Annotated in this window: 16 protein-coding genes; 10 read left to right on the top strand and 6 right to left on the bottom strand. The window is 68.2% G+C overall.

The genetic code is table 11. The annotated features are described in order from the left end of the window. The 3 genes from glmS to tssA all read left to right on the top strand — a co-directional run bounded on the left by glmS (position 1) and on the right by tssA (position 4,092). The gene (glmS, locus tag C8261_RS11515; protein WP_107493868.1) at positions 1 to 1,830 is read left to right on the top strand and encodes a glutamine--fructose-6-phosphate transaminase (isomerizing); all 1,830 of its coding nucleotides are present in this window, start codon (positions 1 to 3) and stop codon (positions 1,828 to 1,830) included. Positions 1,831 to 2,006: 176 nt separating this feature from the next. Further along, a complete protein-coding gene (locus C8261_RS17650) occupies positions 2,007 to 2,834 on the top strand; it encodes a DUF1194 domain-containing protein (RefSeq protein ID WP_107493981.1) in 828 nt (275 codons plus the stop codon). Between the two features lie 172 nt (positions 2,835 to 3,006). Beyond that, positions 3,007 to 4,092 carry a type VI secretion system protein TssA gene (gene tssA / locus C8261_RS11505; protein WP_107493980.1) on the top strand — a complete coding sequence of 362 codons (1,086 nt, stop codon included), beginning with the start codon at positions 3,007 to 3,009 and terminating at the stop codon, positions 4,090 to 4,092. A 14-nt stretch (positions 4,093 to 4,106) separates the two neighbouring features. On the opposite strand, the gene C8261_RS11500 is transcribed toward tssA, so the two are convergent. From C8261_RS11500 to C8261_RS11475, 6 genes are all read right to left on the bottom strand, one after another. Beyond that, positions 4,107 to 4,892 carry an OmpA family protein gene (locus C8261_RS11500; protein ID WP_235864907.1) on the bottom strand — a complete coding sequence of 262 codons (786 nt, stop codon included), beginning with the start codon at positions 4,890 to 4,892 and terminating at the stop codon, positions 4,107 to 4,109. A 2-nt stretch (positions 4,893 to 4,894) separates the two neighbouring features. Next, positions 4,895 to 5,884 (bottom strand): type VI secretion system-associated protein TagF, encoded by a 990-nt coding sequence (gene tagF / locus C8261_RS11495; protein WP_107493866.1) that lies wholly within the window; start codon positions 5,882 to 5,884, stop codon positions 4,895 to 4,897. Further along, positions 5,881 to 9,624 carry a type VI secretion system membrane subunit TssM gene (tssM, locus tag C8261_RS11490; protein ID WP_107493865.1) on the bottom strand — a complete coding sequence of 1,248 codons (3,744 nt, stop codon included), beginning with the start codon at positions 9,622 to 9,624 and terminating at the stop codon, positions 5,881 to 5,883. The genes tagF and tssM overlap by 4 nt, the downstream gene beginning before the upstream one ends. Before the next feature lie 2 nt (positions 9,625 to 9,626). Beyond that, entirely contained in the window at positions 9,627 to 10,991 is a 1,365-nt protein-coding gene (locus C8261_RS11485) for a hypothetical protein (RefSeq protein ID WP_107493864.1), read from the bottom strand. A 2-nt stretch (positions 10,992 to 10,993) separates the two neighbouring features. Then, complete coding sequence (locus C8261_RS11480; RefSeq protein ID WP_107493979.1) at positions 10,994 to 11,266, bottom strand: PAAR domain-containing protein; 273 nt, start codon at positions 11,264 to 11,266, stop codon at positions 10,994 to 10,996. A gap of 81 nt (positions 11,267 to 11,347) precedes the next feature. After that, on the bottom strand, positions 11,348 to 12,193 hold the full coding sequence (locus tag C8261_RS11475) for a M15 family metallopeptidase (protein ID WP_107493863.1): 846 nt from the start codon (positions 12,191 to 12,193) through the stop codon (positions 11,348 to 11,350). Between the two features lie 122 nt (positions 12,194 to 12,315). Between C8261_RS11475 and C8261_RS11470 the strand changes: the two genes are divergently transcribed. From C8261_RS11470 to C8261_RS11440, 7 genes are all read left to right on the top strand, one after another. Continuing rightward, positions 12,316 to 12,834, top strand: a complete 519-nt coding sequence (locus C8261_RS11470) for a hypothetical protein (RefSeq protein WP_107493862.1) — start codon at positions 12,316 to 12,318, stop codon at positions 12,832 to 12,834. A gap of 108 nt (positions 12,835 to 12,942) precedes the next feature. Further along, positions 12,943 to 13,557 (top strand): guanylate kinase, encoded by a 615-nt coding sequence (gene gmk, locus C8261_RS11465; RefSeq protein WP_107493861.1) that lies wholly within the window; start codon positions 12,943 to 12,945, stop codon positions 13,555 to 13,557. 2 nt (positions 13,558 to 13,559) lie between these two features. Continuing rightward, positions 13,560 to 13,775, top strand: coding sequence for a DNA-directed RNA polymerase subunit omega (gene rpoZ / locus C8261_RS11460; RefSeq protein ID WP_107493860.1), 216 nt, complete (start codon positions 13,560 to 13,562; stop codon positions 13,773 to 13,775). A 26-nt stretch (positions 13,776 to 13,801) separates the two neighbouring features. Further along, positions 13,802 to 16,003, top strand: coding sequence for a RelA/SpoT family protein (locus C8261_RS11455; RefSeq protein WP_107493859.1), 2,202 nt, complete (start codon positions 13,802 to 13,804; stop codon positions 16,001 to 16,003). Positions 16,004 to 16,047: 44 nt separating this feature from the next. Next, positions 16,048 to 16,236 carry a DUF3460 family protein gene (locus C8261_RS11450; protein WP_107493858.1) on the top strand — a complete coding sequence of 63 codons (189 nt, stop codon included), beginning with the start codon at positions 16,048 to 16,050 and terminating at the stop codon, positions 16,234 to 16,236. A 57-nt stretch (positions 16,237 to 16,293) separates the two neighbouring features. Further along, entirely contained in the window at positions 16,294 to 17,067 is a 774-nt protein-coding gene (locus C8261_RS11445) for a class I SAM-dependent methyltransferase (RefSeq protein ID WP_107493857.1), read from the top strand. Between the two features lie 11 nt (positions 17,068 to 17,078). Then, positions 17,079 to 18,494, top strand: coding sequence for a 3'-5' exonuclease family protein (locus C8261_RS11440; RefSeq protein WP_107493856.1), 1,416 nt, complete (start codon positions 17,079 to 17,081; stop codon positions 18,492 to 18,494). Positions 18,495 to 18,702: the final 208 nt, after the last annotated feature.

The following is an 18,702-nucleotide window of genomic DNA, read 5'->3' as shown; positions in this document are numbered from 1 at the left end:
ATGTGCGGCATCGTCACCGCGATTTCTTCCCGTAACGTCGTCCCCGTGCTGCTCGAAGGGCTGCGCAAGCTCGAATACCGCGGTTACGATTCCGCCGGGCTGGCCGTGCTCGCCGACGGCGGGCTGCAGCGCCTGCGTTCCGCCGGCCGCGTCGCCGACCTTGCCGCCCTCGCCGATGCCCGCCACAGTGCAGCGCCCATCGGCATCGCCCACACGCGTTGGGCCACGCACGGCGTGCCCTCCGAACGCAACGCCCACCCGCACATCTCCGGCGGTCTCGCGGTGGTCCATAACGGCATCATCGAGAACTTCGAAGCCATCAAGCTGGCGCTGCAGGCGCGCGGCTACGTCTTCGAGTCCGATACCGACACCGAGGCCATCGCCCACCTCATCCACAGCAAGCTCGACGCCGGCGCCGATCTGTTCGACGCGGTGCGCCAGAGTTCCTGCGAGCTCACCGGCGCCTACGCCATCGGCGTGGTTGCCGAAAGCGCGCCCGAACGCCTGATCGTCGCCCGCAGCGGCGCGCCGCTGCTGCTCGGGGTCGGTGAGGACGGCATGTACGCCGCCTCCGACACCGCCGCCCTGCTGCAGGTCACCCGCAAGGTCATCTACCTGGAAGACGGCGACGTCGCCGAACTGCGCCTCGGCGGCTATCGCATCGTGCGCGCCGACGGCGCGCCGGTGGAGCGCGAGATCCACCTCTCCAGCCTGTCCGCGGATGCGGTGGAACTCGGCCAGTTCCGCCACTACATGCAGAAGGAAATCTTCGAGCAACCCCAGGCGCTCGCCAACACGCTGGAAATCATCGCCGGCGGCGGCTCGGTCAACCCGCAGCTGTTCGGCGCGCGCGCCGCCGAAGTGTTCGCCGGCGTGCGCCGCGTGCTCGTGCTGGCCTGCGGCACCAGCTACCACGCCGGCCTGGTGGCGCGCTACTGGCTCGAATCGGTCGCCCGCGTGCCGTGCACGGTGGAAATCGCCAGCGAATACCGCTACCGCGAATCCGTCCCCGATCCCGACACCCTGGTCGTGGTAATCTCCCAGTCCGGCGAAACCGCCGACACCCTGGCCGCGCTCAAGCACGCCGGCGCGCTCGGCATGCGCCGCACCCTGGCGATCTGCAACGTGCCCGAATCGGCCATCGTGCGCGAAGCCAGCCTGCGCTTCATCACCCGCGCCGGCCCCGAGATCGGCGTCGCCTCCACCAAGGCCTTCACCACCCAGCTCGCCGCGCTGGCGCTGCTCACCCTGACCCTGGCCAAACTCGCCGGCCGCCTGCCGGAGGCAGACGAAGCGCGCCACCTGCAGAATCTGCGCCACCTGCCGGTGGCCGTACAAAAGGTGCTCGAGCTCGAAGCGGAGATCGAACGCTGGGCGCAGCGCTTTGCCGGCAAGCACCACGCCCTCTTCCTCGGCCGCGGCCGCCACTGGCCGATCGCCATGGAAGGCGCGCTGAAGCTCAAGGAAATCTCCTACATCCACGCCGAAGCCTACGCCGCCGGCGAGCTCAAGCACGGCCCGCTGGCCCTGGTGGACAAGGACATGCCGGTGATCGCCGTCGCCCCGGCCGACGAACTGCTGGAAAAGCTCAAGTCCAACCTGCAGGAAGTGCGTGCCCGCGGCGGCGAGCTCTACGTCTTCGCCGACGCCGGCAGCGAAATCCCCGAGTCCGAAGGCGTGCACATCCTGCACATGCCCGAGCACTACGGCATGCTCTCCCCGGTCCTGCACGTCATCCCGCTGCAACTGCTGTCCTACCACGCCGCGCTGGTCAAGGGCACGGATGTGGACAAGCCGCGCAATCTCGCCAAGAGCGTGACGGTGGAGTGAGCGTGCAAGGCAAGTGTCGACGGCTTTTACATCTGCGTGCTTCATGCTGTCTGGGTTTTGCGTAAGTGCATTGATTTCAAAAGGAAGTTGTATTCAGGTACGAATTATGCAAATGCTTTCTCAGTGCTGACTGCGGCCGGCGTTACGTCACCTAACTTGCCTGAGGAGTTGCCCTTATGAAGTTCAAGAGCATGCTTGCGACTGGAGTCATAGCTGCTGCGGCCGGGGGATTCGCCTCTTCCGTGCATGCTGTTCCGGTAGGTAGTGAGTTGCTGCTGCTGGCCGACGTTTCCGGCAGCCTGAATGCAACCGACTTCGCCCTGCAGCGTGACGGCTACGCCAATGCCTTCCGTGATGATGCGGTAATCAGCGCCATCGAGGCCGCCGGAGGCATTGCGGTTGCCCTGGTGTATTGGTCCGACAGTTCGTCAATTGCGGTCAACTGGACCCACGTCTTTGATGCGGCGACATCGTTCGCCTTTGCCAGCGCGGTCGAGAGCGCACCGCGCACCAGCAGCGGCGGCACGGCGATGACCAGTGCGCTCAACTTCGGTGCCGGCCTGTTCGCGACCAATGGTTATGATGGCCGTCTGCAGATCATCGATATTTCAGGCGATGGCTCCGAGGGCAATGCCTGCAGTTTCAACGCTGCGGTCTGTGCCCCGCTGCAGGGCGCCCGCGATGCAGCACTGGCGGGCGGCGTCGATCGCATCAATGCGATCTGGATCGAGGACGAAGCCCAGCCGTCGAGTCGCAACTTCTTCTGTCTCGATCCTGCCTGCATCATCAATCCGCTGGCGTATGGCGAGACCAACGTGATCGGAGGCACCGACAGCTTCCAGATGGTGGTGTCGAACTTCGATGACTTTTCCGAAGCCATCAAGCTGAAGCTGGTGCGCGAGCTGACCCCGCCCCCGCCCAACGGTGTCCCGGAACCAGGGATGCTGGCCTTGCTGGGCCTGGGCTTCTTCGGGCTCGGTGCGCTGCGCCGTCGCATGCGCTGAGTGCGTTTGCCGCCTGGCGGCCTTCGTCCTGATGATTGACGGCAGTGGCGCCCGGAGAGGCGCCACTGCCATTCCAGGAGGCGCAGCGGGCGGGCTCTGTCATATGCTAGCGAAGCTTATTGCATAAGCCTTTGGTATACAATGCCAATCCGGTATGGAATACGGTGCGGCCATGAACTTCGATTTCGACGCCCTCGTGCGTCCGCTGGAACTGCCCTCGCGCTGCGGCGAGGATCTGATGTTCTCGGATGTCTTCGATGACATTCAGGAGGCTCGTCGTCATGACGACCCCTCCCTCGACCAGGGCGAGTGGGTCACCGAGCTCAAGGAGGCCGACTGGGCGCGGGTGGTGCGGCTGTGCAGCGAGCTGCTGGCCAGTCGTACCAAGGATCTGCGCATCGCCGCCTGGCTGGCTGAGGCGCTGGCGAAGACGCGCGGGCTGGCGGGGCTGGGTTACGGCTATCTGCTGCTCGCGCGCTTGTGCGAGAACTACTGGGACGACATCCATCCGCAGGCCGAGGAGGGCGATCAGGAGTTGCGCATCGGCACGCTTGACTGGTTGCTCGCGCAGTCGGCGCGCCTGGTGCGCGAGATGCCGATCACCGACTCCGATCGTGGACGCTATGCCTATGTCGATCTGGAGGCGGCGCGCGCGCTTGCCCAGGCGCTGGAGCGCAATCCGGCCGAGGCTGCGGTGCTGGCCGCAGGCGGGCGGGTCAGTCAGGAGCAGTTCGACGCCGCCTTGCGCGACACGCCGACCCACTGGCTGGTGGATAACCTCGATGCCGCACGCGCCGCACATGAGGCGCTGGGCGAGTTGCAGCAGGTGATCGATGCACGTCTTGGCGCGGAGGGGCCGGCGTTCGGCGCCACGCGTGAAAATCTGGCGGCGGTGATGGCGGTGCTGGAGCGCTTCGTCGCCCAGGCCGGCGGGATGAGCGCAGCCCCGGTTCCGCCCCCGGTGCCCGATGTCGCCGCAGCGTTGCCGCCATCGACGGCCGCGCGTCCGGCGCTGGCGCCGTCGTCTGCGGGAGGGCTGGCCAGCCGTGAGCAGGCGTTGCGCCAGCTGCGCGAGGTGGGGGAGTTCTTTCGCCGCACCGAGCCGCACAGCCCGGTGGCCTATCTAGCCGCCAAGGCCGCTCGGTGGGGCGAGATGTCGCTGCACGAGTGGTTGCGCACGGTCCTCAAGGACGGTGGTGCGCTGTCGCATGTCGAGGAACTGCTTGGCGTCGACCCACAGGGGGGCGATGGCGGCTGAGCGGCCCCCGCCGCTCACTGCATGATGTTGAACTCGATGCGGCGGTTGCGCGAACGGCCTTCGGCAGTGTCATTGCTGACCACCGGGTTGTCGGGGCCGGCGCCGAGTGCGGTCAGGCGCTCGGCGGGGATGCCCCTGCTGACCAGGTAGTCGCGCACGGTGTTGGCGCGACTGAGGCTGAGGCCGATGTTGGCCAGCCGCTCGCCGGTGCTGTCGGTGTGGCCGACGATCTGGATGGCCGGCGGGTCGACGCGCAGGATGGCCGCGACCATTTCGTCGAGGATGTTCACCCCGGCAGGCGTCAGGGTCGCCGAACCGACTTCGAACTCGACGACCCGATTGCCCAGCGTGCTGTCGAGAACGGCTTGCCCGTCTTCCTTGACCACCAGGGCGTTGTTGACGGTGTAGCTGGGGTTGAGGGCGGCGGCGATGTCGGTGGCCAGCTGCTGACGCTTCGCCGCGCTGGGAATCTGGCCGCTGAGGCTGACCTGGGTGCCGTCGAAGCGGATCTGCCCCTGGCGGATCTCGGTGATTGCGGGGGTGAGGGCGCGGGTGACGTTGGCGGCCCAGTTCGGCGGCGGGGTGACGCCGCCGACTTCAAGCTGGTCGACGATGTGCCGGCCGCCGTAGAGTCTGGCAAGCTGGCCGATGATCGCGGCACGCGCAGCTTCGTCAGGCACGGTGCCGCTGACCACGATGGGCTCGTTGCCCGTTGCCGCTGCCGCTGGTGAGGCGAACCCGGGGGCGGATGCCAGGAGACCGGCGCAGAGTGCTGCGACCAGTCCGATGCGCTGCTTCATGCTCATTCTCCGAGGAAGACTTCGCGGAAGGTGTTGAGTGCCGCCTCCAGCGTGATGGCCGGTTGCGAGAGGTAGGCGGCGAGCTTGGCGACGCCGTAGTGGCTGCGCAGCTCTGGATGGCTGTCCACCCATTCGGGGTCATCGAGGCGGATGAGATGTTCGTCGGCGCAGCCGGGCAGCAGGGCGCCCAGCAAGGTGCGCGGCGATGCGCCGTTGAAACCGAGCAGCAGGCGCGGATGGCCCTGATGGATGCCGATCAGCAGTTGCAGTTCGGCGCTGCCGCGGCGCAGGAAGGCCGACACCATGTACAGCCACAGAGCGGCGACAGCCGGGCGCAGCACGGGATCGACCGGCAGCGGCAGGTTGAGTCCCTTGTCTGCGGGCGGCATTCCGGCTACCTGCAACGGGCGCAGCAGCAGGCCGATGGCCAGCATGATGCGACGGACGTCGGGGCGCAGCCCATCGAGTGCCAGCGCGCTGCCGAGTCCGGCAAGAGTGTGCTGGCGGGCGAAGTGGCCGAGGGGGTCGTCGCGCAGGCCGTCGCTGAGCGCCTCCGCCGACGGTGCGCGGATGATCTCGCTCAGCGCGGGGCCCGCTTCAGCCGCACCGCAGGCTTCGCCGACGTGCGTTGCGAAGCGGCACCACAGTGCGGCGAAGGCGAGTGGGGCGCAGCGGAACAGCAGGTTGTCGCTGCGTTCGACGAGGGCTGCGGCGAGCAGCGGAAAGCGCCGTCCGGAACTGTCCTGGCTGGGCCGCAGGTGCCCGCATACGGCGACAGGCATGCGCGCGCCGATGAAGGCGAAATCCCATGGCTGGAGTTCGCCGTAGGCGATCTTCCAGCGCGGGTCCTCGCTCATCATCTCCATCGCTGCCGACACCCAGCGGTCGAGACGGTTGATCAGCTGCGGGTGGTTGCCGCCCTTGACGAAATCTCCCCTGGTCGGGAGTTTGCCGAAGTAGGCGGTGGCGGTGAGGTCCTGGCGGGCGTTCATCGCGGCGCGTCTCCGCGCGTTCCGGCGGCTGCCAGGGTGGTTGCCGGCGGCGCGCTGCGGACGATGGATTCGGGCAGTCGCAAGCCGGTGAAGCCGCGCCGCCGGCTGTCGCCGGACTGTGCCTGGGTGCTGCTGATGATGCGCAGGTCGGCACTGACGGTGATGCCGTCGGTGCTCCACGACATCTGGAAGGCACCGTCGGGCTTGCGCTGGCGCTGAGCCGAGTTGATCAGCTTCTCCAGCCCGAAGCGGCCGCTGAAGTTGACCACCTCGACCTGACGGCCGTCGAAGGTGGTGGCAACGATGCGCGCGCCGGGTGTTGCACCGGGGTTGGGCCAGATGAAGTTGGCCCACTGCGCGGCGTTGTTGCGGTAGCGCAGTTGCTGGCCGTCGATCTCGATGACGTACTCGGTGGTGCCGGCTGCGGGGTGAGGCATCAGCATGAAGGCCGTCTGCGGTCCGCCATCGCCGGCGCCGCCGGCAGCGGCGCCATCGAGCGCGCGCACCCAGTGCGAGAAGCCGGCCATGAAGTCGACCTCCAGGGTGAGGCCAAGATCGCCCCAGGTGCGTGCCGAGATGGTGTCACCACGGCGAACCACCAGTGCGCCCATCGAGGTGTCGACGAAGCGGGCTATGGCGCCTTCGGGGCCGAAGATCTGTGCAATCTCGCCCGGCGTGGCCTCGATGCCGGCTTCGGCAGCAAAGGGGTACTTGACCCCCAGCTGACGGCTGAAGGGTTCATAGACCTGGGCCAGCCAGGTCTTGTTGAGTTCGCGCTGGGCCGGCAGCAGGGCTGCGGCGAAGCTCTGCTGCAATGGACGCAGCAGCAGCGGGCGCAAAGTCGCGCGTTGATCGTCGGGGAGCGCGGCGAGCATCTGCTCCTCGACAAAGCGCAGCGCGTCGGAGAGTTCGGAATTACGCCCCTCCAGGGTGTCCTGCATGAGCTTGACGGCACCGGGGCCGGGGTCGCCCTGATGGTTGAGTTCGTTGAGGCGGGTGCGCACGAGGGCAAGCTGCTGCAGGTAGGCGTGCGCCAGCGAGGCGCCATCCTCGCGTTCTGCCATCAGTCGGGCGATGCCGGCAAACTCTCGCCCCAGGACGCCGAGGGCTTCCGTACCGCCTTCGCTGCCCAGGTCGAGGTCGACCTGGGCGTTGCTCGGGCTGATGCGCAGTACCGCGCGCTTGAACCACTCGACGAAGCCGCGGCCGGCGGCATTGGCGGCCGCGTTGCGGCGGGCCGGGTTGTCCCACGAGGTCTGCTCGAAGACCGTGCGCAGGATCTTGCCGATCGGTGATTGCTGGACGTTGCCGAGGTGGTTCATGGCGTTCAGCGCGCTGCCGAAGTCGTCGAATCCGGCGACGTCGATGCCCTGCACGAAGCGGCGCCACTCATCGGCATATTCGCGCTTGTAGAGATCGATCAGGGTCTTCTGGATCTGCTCGGGACTGCCCTCCAGGGTGAGGTCGTCGCGGATCGCCGTGCGCAGCACCCAGTCCGTGCTGTCGAGCGCACTGGTGGCGGCTTCGCGGATCGACGGCTGCACCAGCGTGCGCCAGGCCTCGACGGTGAAGGCGCCGGATACCACATGGCTGCCGGAGACCACGTTGCCGCCCTGGGGGCCGACGATGCTGGCCACGGTTACCGGCGGGAAGCGGGTCGAGGCACGGGCCTTGACCTCGGCATAGACGCGTTCGGCGGCCGGCATGCCGCGCACCACGCGGCGCAGGTTGTCGCGACTGCCGTCGACAAGGGCGAGGTTGTTGCGGATCAGCGGCCACTGGGGATCGCCGACCTGGGAGAGGTGGAAGGACAGCAGGCGCTCGGCGCGGCGGATCATCTCCTCGCGGTTCATGTTGCCGCGGTTGGCTTCCAGCCAGGTGCGCCAGAAGCGCGTGAGCTGGTCGGAGAGGTGGCCGGGTTCGATGCGCTCGGCGCTGGCCAGCATCAGATAGGTCTTGAGGGCGTTGTAGGCATCCTCGACGCTGTCCGCGCGCGCATCGCGGTACTGTCCGGGCGCGGCGGCGCTGCGTGGGGTGGCGTCGCCGTCGCCCTGCGCCTGCAGCGGGGTGCGCGCGACTTCGGCGAGGAAGGCCTCGAGGTTCTCGGTGACCGGGTCGAGCATCACCGCGCGTACGCCGCTGAAATAGTTGGCTTTCAGGCTGGCGAGCAGCTCGTCACCCTGAAAGAGGCCGAATCCGACCTGCAGCGGGCGGGCGCGGCGGTACTGTTCAAGCTGGGTGATGCGGTCCTGCAGGATGTCCAGGGCCTGCAGTCGTGACTGCAGGTCCAGACGCCCTTCCTGCATGCGCACGACCTGATCGAAATCGGCCTGGACGTTGGCGACCAGCGCGCGGTTGTTGGTGTACGACCAACTCCAGCCGCCCAGTGCGATCCCGAAGGCGAGGACGGTGGTCATGAAGCCGGCGTAGCGCAGGCGGGTCTTCAGCGGGCTGGTGTGCTGGCGGATCAGGTTGCGGTCGGCGAAGATGACGCGCGAGAACAGGTCCTTGAGGAAGAAGCCGTTGCTTGACCCCATCCGGCAGGGGGCGCCGGCGGCCCCGGTGAGGCCGAAGCGCTGTTCGATCTCGTCGCTGGAGACGGAACGGCTCTCTCCGCTCTGCAGCGCGGAGGTGATGTAGAAGCCGCGGAACACGGGGCGGAACTGGAAGGGATTGTCTTCGAAGAGGGTGGCGACGAAGCTGCGCAGCACCGGCTTGATGGCGGCGAACTCGAGCGGAAAGGCGAGCAGCCCCGGGGTGGCGTTGTCGCCGCGGGCGAGCGCAAGCTGCGCCACGCTCATCTCGCGCAGGCCTTCATAGAGTTCGTCGAAGCGGCGTTCGAAGAGGGCGATGGTGTCGTGGCGGGCTGCGGTGTCGTAGGGCAGGGTGGCGCCCCAGACGCGGTCGCGTTCGCTCCAGTCGATGTCCTGGAAGAAGTCGTTGAAGCCGGTGATCAGGTCGGCCTTGGTGAACATCAGGTACACCGGCGCCAGCACCTCCAGACGTTCGGTGAGTTCCTGGACGCGCTGGCGCAGGTTCTTCGCCAGCGCGATGGCGAAATCGGGCGTGTTGCCGACCAGTTCGGCGATGCTGACGGTGACGATGATGCCGTTGATCGGCGCGCGCGGGCGGTGTTTCTTGAGCAGGTCGAGAAATCCCAGCCACTCGCTGCGGTCCTCGGCATTGATGGCGTAGCGCCCGGCGGTGTCGAGGAGGATGCCTTCGGTGGTGAAGAACCAGTCGCAGTTGCGCGTTCCGCCGATGCCGTGGACGACGTTGCCGGCGCCGTCCTCGAAGGGAAACTTGAGCCCCGAATTGACGATGGCGGAACTCTTGCCGGCGGCGGGGTTGCCGATGGTGATGTACCACGGCAGTTCATACAGCGCGGCCTTGCCGGAGAGCTGGCCGAGCTTGGAACTCTTGATCGTGCGTACCGCCTCCTGCATGCGGTTGCGCAGGGTCTCGAGCTCGGCGCGGGCGAGCTTGTCGCCGTCGCGCGCCGCCTTCTCGGCCTGATCCTCGAGCATCTCGCCGATCGCCTCGGCGGCCTTGCGCGCCTTGCGCCGCCGCCACAGCCAGACTGCCAGCCACACGGCGAGCACTACGCCGACGGCGATGAGCCCCCAGGTCAGCGCGATTTCCAGCGTCTGCGCACCGAGCAGGAGGAACAGTGCCAGGGCGGCGATGCCGATGAGGGCCAGGGTGCGGGAGTCTGAAAACAGGGAGAGGAAACGATACATGTTCAGGCCGTCCTGGGCAGAGGGTCGGAAATGCCGGCAAGGGCGGAGGGCAGGACGGCGACCGCGGTGATGCGCCGTTCGGCGGTGTGGCTGACGCACAGCGCGGGGCTCTGGCTGTCGGCCGCGGCGGCGCAGGCGCAGGCCAGGGCGACGAGCGCATCGGCCGGGGTGGCGCTGCCGCACACCGTGCCGACGGCGGCACAGTCTTCGTCGCCGATCGCGGGGCAGCATTCGCCAGCGGCGTTGAGCAGTTCGCCGAGGCTGTGCGCGTGGTGGGCGCTGTCGGCGTACAGCGTGGTGACCGTGGCGAGGTCGATGCCCGCGGCGGTGCTGGCCGCCATGAGCGCCTCGGTGACCGCCGCGGCGTCGCCGCGCTTGCCGCCCGGCGGCTGCGTGCGCGCGCCGTCGGCTGCGGCGCCGATGGCGCACGGGAAGATCTGCGGGCTGCCGGCAGCGAGTTCGGAGCTGGCGCACAGCACCGCTGCCGCGGCTTCGCCAGGGACGAGGCCATCGGTGTGCGTGGTGGTGTGCAGGCGGCTGGCGGACAGCCAGCGTGCAACCGTGGCCTCGCCGATGTTCGAAGTGCAGGCGCAGACGAGCAGCAGGGTGTCGGCCGGAAGGCCGGCGACGGTGCCGGCGAGATCGTGGAGGAGGGTGTTGCCGCTGTCGCAGGCTCTCAGGTGGACGTGTGTCTGGGGCAGCTCGTAGTCGACCAGCACGCTGCCGGCGAGCCAGTCGCGCAGTGCTGCCTGCCAGGCCGGCGGCCACTGCGCAGGCAGGGACCACAAGATGCTCAGACGCTTTGCCCCGGTGTTCGCGGTGAAGGCTTCAGCGGCGCCGGCCAGTGCTGCGCGCAAGGGGGCGTCGAGCAGGGCGAGGGCACGTCGGGCTTCGGCGCTCATGGTGACGGGCAGTGCGGCGATGTCGCCCTCGGCGACCTCCGCGCGTGCGGCGAGGATGGGGTAGCCGTCGCCGTCGCACAGTTGCGGATCAAGCTGCGGGCGGCGGTTGTCGGCAATGGCGGCGAGCAGGGCGGGGGGATCCGCGGCATGAGGGGCGGCGATGGCCACGGTGCCGACGTGCAGGCGCGCGACCGCCGCGCCAGGTGCTGTGCCGGAGTCGGCGCTGACGGCTGCCGGTGCGGCCGCGGTGGCGGCGGTGGGTGTGCGCAGCATGTCGAAAAAGCGGCGCAGGAACCAGAAGCCGCCGCTCAGGCTGAGGGGCAGGGCGAACAGGTAGAGACCGATCTCGGCCGTCGTCGGGGCGTGATCGCTGGCTTGCCACCAGCCGAGCACGAGCATCCAGGCGCCAGCGAAGGTGGCCACCACGAGCAGCACGGGGGCGAGCATGGGGATGCGCGCGAGCATGGTCACAGCTCGTCCGTGGACAGGGACTGGCTGGCGATCAGCGTCGCCCCGCAGGCGGTCTTGTCACCGTGGCGGGCGGCCGGGCGGCCGTCGATCAGTGCGGTGGGGTCGCCGGTGGCGATCACCGTCACACGGCCGTGGCCCTTGCGCGGGCAGGTCACCTTGTCGCCGACGCGGGCGATGCCGCGGCCTTCGCAATCGCTCGATTCGGAGGCGGTGATCACCGTGCCGCCGTGGTCGGTGCTGTCACCGAGCAGGATGAATGGACGTGCCATGGACATCTCCGGATGCGGCGCCATGCCGTTGACGGCGCCGGAATGGACAGGGGAGGGCGCATGCGGCGCGGAAGTTGCGGCTCACCGCCGGGCGCTGCCTAGAACGCCGGGGCGGCGCAGTTCGACGTGACCGTAGTCGCGCATCTGCCAGCGGCCGCCCCAGGTCATGCCGAGTTCCTCGGCGATTTCGCCATACAGGCCGTAGCCGCGCATGGCCCAGGGATCGAGTTCGGAGATCACCACCTTGCCGTCGCGCCAGAAGGCGATGTCGGCGGCGAGACCGTACTGGTGGTAGCTCATGTTGGCGCCGGCGCGGGTGACGTGGTCGCCCTGGGCGGCCAGCGAGGCCTGGCGCTCCGGGCTGCGGTAGCCCTCCAGCAGCACCAGTTCGTAGCCGTGACGTTCGCGCATGAGCTTGAAGATCATCAGCAGGCGCTGACGGAACTCGTCGTCAAGGAGGTCCCAGTTGCGGCTCGCCCATGCGGCGGTCGGGCGCATCAGCGTCACTTCACGGGTGGTGAAGGCCTCTGGCGGCAGCGCCGGGGGCGGCGCGAGCTGCTCGCCTTCGAGGAGCAGGGCGATGTGGCGATCCATTGCGCGAGGGGCGTCGTCGAGTTCGAAGAGCGCGCGTTGCTGCAGGCTCAGCGCAAGGATGGACGGCGCGCTCACGGCCAGGAGGACAGCGGCGCTCTGCAGGCGGTGGCGCCTCAGCCAGGCGATGGTGCCGCGCCCGCGCTGCCGCGTGCTGTCAATGCCACGCCGCAATGCGGCGAACAGCGCGCCGGCGCCGGTGCTGCCGCCGTGCGCGAGTTGCCGTACACCTGCGCCGAGACGTGCGCTCAGTGCGTTTCTCTGTGCCGGGAAGAACAGCAGGCACAGCAGACCGACAACCAGCAGGAAGTATCCGGTGACGGCGAGCAGCATCATGCGGGGTGTGGAAGGCGCGGGTGGTGGGATCGCCCTTGTGTGGGCAAGGGTGCTGATTCATCAGGGATTTGTATGTTACGACAAACGAGTGATACAGTGGCATAAATTTTTACTTCTTGAGCATGAAGAGCGCCGCCAACGATCCCGTTTCCAGCCTTCCCGGTGCTGTTGTCACGGCCCGCGAAAGCGCCCCGGCAGGCTATGTGAGCATCCTCAGCGACCTCGTCGACGATGCCGGCGAGTCGCCACGCCGGAACGCTGTCGGGCGTGGCCGCGGGGCGGTGATGCTGGGGGGTGTGCTGGCGGTGGCGGTCCTCGCAGGCTGGCTGCTTGGCGGCGGGCAGAGTGGCCCGGCGCCCGTGGTGGTGGCCGAACCAGTGGCTCCGGCTCCGCCGGCAGTGAGCGTGGTGGTGCCGGAAGAGGCTGCCGCGGCAGCGTTGATCATTGATGCCCCGGCACCGTTCGATGCCCTCGTCGCCGATCAGGAAGCCGCCGCGGAGGTGGCTGCAGTGCCCGCGCCGGCGCCTCCGGCAGCTACCCGCGCGCCGGCGCCGCGGCGCCAGGCGGCCGCGCCACGCCGGGCTGATGCCGATATCGACATCCTCACCGCCATTGTCCAGCAGGTGGATGCGGCGCGCTGAGGCGTGGGTGGTACGCCGGCGCTGCTGACCCGGCAGCGGGGCTGCGTGCGCGGCGGTGGGCGGGGTGGGATAGAATTACGGGCTCCCTCCCTACCCAGCGGTCCTTCCATGCCCGGCACCCTGTTCATCGTCACCGCGCCCTCCGGCGCCGGCAAGACCACCCTGGTACGTGCACTGCTGGCGCGCGATGCGCAGGTGCAGCTGTCGATTTCCTATACCACGCGCGATCCGCGTCCCGGCGAACAGGATGGTCGCGAGTACCACTTCGTCGATGTCGATACCTTCCGCACCCTGCGTGACCGTGGTGAATTCCTCGAATGGGCGGAGGTGCACGGCAACTACTACGCCACTTCGCGGGTCTGGCTGAAGGAGCAGATCGCTGCCGGGCGCGACACCCTGCTGGAGATCGACTGGCAGGGCGCGCAGCAGGTGCGCAAGGCGTTTCCCGATGCGGTCGGGGTGTTCATCCTGCCACCGTCCTTCGAGGAGCTCGAAGTCCGCCTGCGTGGTCGCGGCACCGACAGCGATGCAGTGATCTCGCGGCGCCTGCTGGGTGCGCGCGGCGAGATGCGCCATGTCGGCGAGTTCGACTACGTTATAATCAACAACGACTTGCAGCCCGCCATCGAGGACATGGTGGCGGTGGTGCGTGCGGCGCGGCTGCGCTATGCCAACCAGCACGCTCGGCATCTGCATTATTTCGATTTCCTCGAACAGGACTGACCATGGCCCGCATTACTGTTGAAGACTGCCTGAAGAAGATTCCCAACCGCTTCCAGCTCACCCTGGCGGCGACCTACCGTGCCCGCCAGCTGACCGTCGGCGGCAGCCCGCAGATCGAGGTGGACAAGAGCGACAAGGACAAGCCCACGGTGATCGCCCTGCGCGAGATCGCTGCTGGAAAGGTGGGGCTGGAAGTCCTCAACCGCGGTCAGGCCTGAGCCCCCCGGCGGGGCCGAGTTCGTCCATGGAAGCGGCCCCCGTTCCCGCCCCCGAGCCGTTCCGGCCGCCCGGATCGAGCGTGCTGTCGCTCGATTTCGAGCGCCTCAGGAGCAAGCTGCTCACCTACCTCAAGCCTGAGGATGTCGGCCGCGTCGAGGCCGCCTATCATTTTTCCGCCAGTGCCCATGAGGGGCAGTTCCGCATCAGCGGCGAGCCCTACATCTCCCACCCGGTGGCTGTCGCCGCGGTGGTGGCGGACTGGAATCTCGACAGCCAGGCCCTGATCGCCGCGCTCCTCCATGACGTCATGGAGGACACCCACATCTCCAAGCAGGAGATCGCCGAGCGCTTCGGCAAGACCGCAGCGGAGCTGGTGGACGGGCTCTCCAAGCTCGACAAGATCGAGTTCCGTTCGCAGGAGGAGGCGCAGGCGGAGAACTTCCGCAAGATGCTGCTGGCGATGGCCAGCGACCTGCGGGTGATCCTGGTCAAGCTCGCCGACCGCCTCCACAACATGCGCACGCTCGACTGCGTGCGCCCGGCCAAGCGCCGCCGCATCGCCAACGAGACGCTGGAGATCTACGCCCCGATCGCCAACCGCCTGGGGCTCAACAACCTCTACCGCGAGCTGCAGGAACTTTCCTTCGAGCACAAGTATCCGCTGCGCTTCCGCGTCCTCTCGCGGGCCATCAAGGCCGCGCGCGGCAACCGCCGCGAAGTGGTCGGCAAGGTGCTCGCCTCGATCGAGGAGCGCATGCCGCAGTGGGGCATCAGCGCCGAGGTGCAGGGGCGCGAGAAGCATCTGTATTCGATCTACCGCAAGATGGTGGAGAAGCACCTGTCGTTCTCGCAGGTGCTCGACATCTACGGCTTTCGCGTCATCGTCCCCGACATCGCCGGCTGCTATCTCGCCCTCGGCGCGCTGCACGCGATGTTCAAGCCGGTGCCGGGCAAGTTCAAGGACTACATCGCCATTCCCAAGGCCAATGGCTACCAGTCCCTGCACACCACGCTGATCGGCCCCTTCGGCACGCCGGTGGAGGTACAGATCCGCACCCGCGAGATGCACCACATCGCCGAGGCCGGCGTCGCTTCGCACTGGCTCTACAAGGAAGACGAGAAGACCCTCACCGAGCTGCAGCAGAAGACCCACTCCTGGCTGCAGTCGCTGCTCGAACTGCAGAATACCTCCGGCGAGGCCACCGAATTCCTCGAACACGTGAAGATCGATCTCTTCCCCGGAGAGGTCTACGTGTTCTCGCCCAAGGGCACCATCTTCTCCCTGCTCAAGGGTGCCACGCCGGTCGATTTCGCCTACGCCGTGCATACCGACATCGGCAACCGCTGCGTGGCCTGCCGCATCAACGGCGACCTGATGCCGCTGCGCACCGAGTTGCGCAACGGCGACCAGGTCGAGATCATCACCGCCGCGCACGCCAATCCCAATCCGGCCTGGCTGTCCTATGTGCGCACCGGCAAGGCGCGCGCGCAGATCCGCCACTTCATCAAGAACGCCCAGCAGGAGGAGTCCGTCGCCCTCGGCGAGCGCCTGCTCAACCAGGCCTTGCGTCCGCACGGGCTCACCCTCGGGCAGATCTCCACCTTCGCCTGGGACCGCTTCCTGCGCGACCGCGGGGTGCGCTCCAAGAAGGAGATCTTCTCCGACATCGGGCTTGGCAAGCGCCTGCCGGTGATCGTCGCGCGCCGCGTCGCCCAGGCCCAGGATCAGGAGTCCGGCCGCCCCGACGTGATCAAGCCGAAGCCCGCCGGCGCCATCCTCATCCGCGGTTCGGAGGGCATCGCCGTGCAGCTCGCGCGCTGCTGCCAGCCCATCCCCGGCGACCCCATCATCGGCACCATCCGCAAGGGCCAGGGGCTGGAGGTGCACCTGCACGACTGTCCGACGGTGGCCAAGCTGCGCGGCGACCGCGGACGCTGGGTGGATGTCGAGTGGGAGGCCGGCGAGGATCGCCTCTTCGACGTCACCATCCGCGTGCTGACCAAGAACGCCCGCGGCGTGCTGGCGCGCGTGGCCAGCGCCATCGCCGAGGCCGACTGCAACATCCAGAACCTCAACATGGACAACGAGCAGGGCGCCTACACCGCCCTCAACCTCACCCTGCAGGTGCGCGACCGCATGCACCTGGCGCACGTCATGCGCGCGGTGCGGCGGGTGCCCGAAGTGGTGCGCATCGGCCGCCTGCGCGGCGACGGGCGGGCGGGCTGAGGTAGAATCGCACTGCGATCGCAGGAAGAACGAAGGAGCAGGGCATGGCAATGTACGAATCCGAGCACACCCGCTTCATGCGCGAGTGGCTCGCACAGCACCCGCAGGAAGTCGGCGAACAGAAGAAGGGCCGCGCACTGTGGTGGGACAAGCCGCAAGATCTCGCCGAGACCGAACGCCTGGCGCAGGCCCGCGTGCCGGTCAAGCCTTATTACTACGACACCAACCACTGATACCGCCGTGCCCCGCCGCCTGCGCCGACGCGCGTGCGGCGGGGCGCCGACGCCTTGATGCCTGATCATCCTCCCGCACCCACCGCCCGCCCCCTGCAGGCCGACGCCCAGCTCGACAGCTATTTCACCTCCGAGGACGAACGCCGCGTCAACACCCGGCGCATGTTCGACGACGCCGCCTGCGCCTATGACCGCGCCGAGGGCATCACCGCGCTCGGCACCGGCGCCTGGTACCGCCGCTATGCCCTGGGCCGCGCCGGCCTGCGCGAGGGCATGAGCGTGCTCGACGTGGCCGCCGGCACCGGGCTGGTGGCCCGCGAGGCCTGCCGCCTGATCGGCCCTGCCGGCCGCCTCACCGCGCTCGACCCCTCGCCCGGCATGCTTGCCGAACTGCGCAAGAAGCTCGACGTGCACACCGTCGAGGCCTACGCCGAGGACATTCCGCTTGCCGACGACGCGGTGGATTTCCTCTCCATGGGCTATGCGTTGCGCCATGTCGCCGATCTCGATCTCGTCTTCGCCGAATACCTGCGCGTGCTCAAGCCCGGCGGCAGCACCTGCGTGATGGAGATCACCCGCCCGCGCAGTGCGCTCGGACGCCTGCTGATGCGCTTCTACATCCGCGGCGTAGTGCCCCTGTTGTCGCGGCTGAGCCGCAGCGGGCCGCAGGTCGGGCTGCTGTGGGAGTATTACTGGGACACCATCGAGGCCAGCGTCAGCCCCGACGAAGTGATGGCGGCGATGCGCCGCGCCGGCTTCGCCGAGGTGCGTTGCCACGTCACCCTCGGCGTGTTCCGCGAGTATCTCGGCCGCAAGCCGGCTGCCGCCTGAGTCCGCCGGCGATGGCGCTGCCGGCGCGGCTGGCCTTTGTCGATGTGGAAACCACCGGCGCCCAGCCGGTGCGCGACCGCGTCACCGAGATCGCCATCATCCGCGTCGAAGACGGTGGCGAGGTGCGGCGCTGGCAGAGCCTGGTGAATCCGGGCATGTCCATCCCGTACATGATCCAGAGCCTGATCGGCATCACCGACGACATGGTCGCCGATGCGCCGCCCTTTGCCGCGATCGCCGCGACCGTGCGCGAACTGCTCGACGGCTGCGTGCTGGTTGCCCACAACGCGCGTTTCGACTACGGCTTCCTGGTCAATGAGTTCAAGCGTCTCGATGCCGATTTTGACGCCGAGGTGCTGTGCACGGTGAAGTTCTCCCGCGCGCTCTATCCCCAGCATCACCGCCACGGCCTCGACGCCCTCATCGAGCGCCACGGCCTGCGCTGCGACGCCCGCCATCGCGCCATGGGCGATACCGAGGCGGTCTGGCAGTTCGTCCGTCAGGCGGTCGCCGAGAGCTCCGCGGAGGCGCTGGCCGCCGCCGTGCGCAAAGCCATGAAGGCCCCCAGCCGTCCGCCCGGCCTGCCCGCCGGGGCGATCGAAGGCGTGCCTGAAGGTCCTGGGGTGTATCTGTTCTTCGGCGAGGGCGAACTGCCGCTCTACATCGGCAAGAGCGTCTCCCTGCGCACGCGGGTGATGGACCATTTTTCCGCCGCGCAGCGCAATGGCAAGGACGCCCGCCTGGCGCGCGAGGTCCGCCGCGTCGAGTGGATCGAAACCGCCGGCGAACTCGGCGCCCTGCTGCTCGAAGCGGAACTGGTGAAGGCCCGCCAGCCCCTCCACAACCGCCAGCTGCGCGCCAACGAGGAGGTCTTTGCGCTGCGCCTGCTGAGCACCCGCACGCGTGCCGCAGTGCTGCAGCGCGTGCGCATCGGCGGCAGCGATCCGGCCGGCTGGGAAGCCCTGCATGGCGTCTTCCGCTCCTGCCAGGAGGCCAATGCGCTGCTCCACCAGCTGGCTCTCAGCTACCGCCTCTGCCCGCGCCGGCTCGGCCTCGAGCAGGGCGGCAGCGGGGCCTGCATGGCCTGCCAGATGAAGCGCTGTGCCGGTGTCTGTGCGGGGCGCGAAAGCGCCGCCGAACATGATGCCCGCCTGCTGGCCGGTCTTGCGGCGGTGTCGGTAAAGCCGTGGCCGTGGCCCGCCGCGGTGCTCATCGAAGAGCTCTGCGCGCACAGCGGGCGGCGCGCCTGGCATGTCATCGACCACTGGTGCCTGCTCGGCAGCGCGGCCACCGAGGCGGAACTGGAGGTGCTGTTGGCGACGCGGCCGCCGCGTGCCTTCGACGCCGATGTGTACCGCATCCTCGCGCGCTGGCTCGAGCGCCCCGAACACCTGCAGGCGGTGCAGCCCCTGCGCGCGTCGTCCTGAGCGCTGCTATTAATCCGGCAATCAAATACCGTTCGGGCTGAGCCTGTCGAAGCCCGTTCGAAGGCACTGCCATCAAGTGCCCTTCGACAGGCTTGTATGGTCTATACCGGCTCTTTTACTTCGTAGGAGGAAGGCGAGGAGCCGGGGTGGAGGGACATCGACTGGCATCGGCAGCGGGGCCGCTGACCGACTCCCTGAGACGTCTCCC

This window comes from Pseudothauera lacus (genome assembly GCF_003034845.1).
Taxonomy (GTDB): Bacteria; Pseudomonadota; Gammaproteobacteria; order Burkholderiales; family Rhodocyclaceae; genus Pseudothauera; species Pseudothauera lacus.
Note: the sequence above shows the minus strand (reverse complement) of the source record. Positions and strands in the feature narration are given on the sequence as shown.

Excerpts from the sequence above, each read along its gene's own strand:
- glmS (WP_107493868.1), top strand. The coding sequence starts at position 1 with ATGTGCGGCATCGTCACCGCGATTTCTTCCCGTAACGTCGTCCCCGTG.
- C8261_RS11485 (WP_107493864.1), bottom strand. The coding sequence starts at position 10,991 with ATGCTCGCGCGCATCCCCATGCTCGCCCCCGTGCTGCTCGTGGTGGCC.
- gmk (WP_107493861.1), top strand. The coding sequence starts at position 12,943 with ATGCCCGGCACCCTGTTCATCGTCACCGCGCCCTCCGGCGCCGGCAAG.
- C8261_RS11450 (WP_107493858.1), top strand. The coding sequence starts at position 16,048 with ATGGCAATGTACGAATCCGAGCACACCCGCTTCATGCGCGAGTGGCTC.
- tagF (WP_107493866.1), bottom strand. The coding sequence starts at position 5,884 with ATGAACGCCCGCCAGGACCTCACCGCCACCGCCTACTTCGGCAAACTC.
- C8261_RS11455 (WP_107493859.1), top strand. The coding sequence starts at position 13,802 with ATGGAAGCGGCCCCCGTTCCCGCCCCCGAGCCGTTCCGGCCGCCCGGA.
- tssM (WP_107493865.1), bottom strand. The coding sequence starts at position 9,624 with ATGTATCGTTTCCTCTCCCTGTTTTCAGACTCCCGCACCCTGGCCCTC.
- C8261_RS11500 (WP_235864907.1), bottom strand. The coding sequence starts at position 4,892 with ATGAAGCAGCGCATCGGACTGGTCGCAGCACTCTGCGCCGGTCTCCTG.
- C8261_RS11470 (WP_107493862.1), top strand. The coding sequence starts at position 12,316 with ATGAAGAGCGCCGCCAACGATCCCGTTTCCAGCCTTCCCGGTGCTGTT.
- C8261_RS11445 (WP_107493857.1), top strand. The coding sequence starts at position 16,294 with ATGCCTGATCATCCTCCCGCACCCACCGCCCGCCCCCTGCAGGCCGAC.
- rpoZ (WP_107493860.1), top strand. The coding sequence starts at position 13,560 with ATGGCCCGCATTACTGTTGAAGACTGCCTGAAGAAGATTCCCAACCGC.
- tssA (WP_107493980.1), top strand. The coding sequence starts at position 3,007 with ATGAACTTCGATTTCGACGCCCTCGTGCGTCCGCTGGAACTGCCCTCG.
- C8261_RS11440 (WP_107493856.1), top strand. The coding sequence starts at position 17,079 with ATGGCGCTGCCGGCGCGGCTGGCCTTTGTCGATGTGGAAACCACCGGC.
- C8261_RS11475 (WP_107493863.1), bottom strand. The coding sequence starts at position 12,193 with ATGATGCTGCTCGCCGTCACCGGATACTTCCTGCTGGTTGTCGGTCTG.
- C8261_RS11480 (WP_107493979.1), bottom strand. The coding sequence starts at position 11,266 with ATGGCACGTCCATTCATCCTGCTCGGTGACAGCACCGACCACGGCGGC.
- C8261_RS17650 (WP_107493981.1), top strand. The coding sequence starts at position 2,007 with ATGAAGTTCAAGAGCATGCTTGCGACTGGAGTCATAGCTGCTGCGGCC.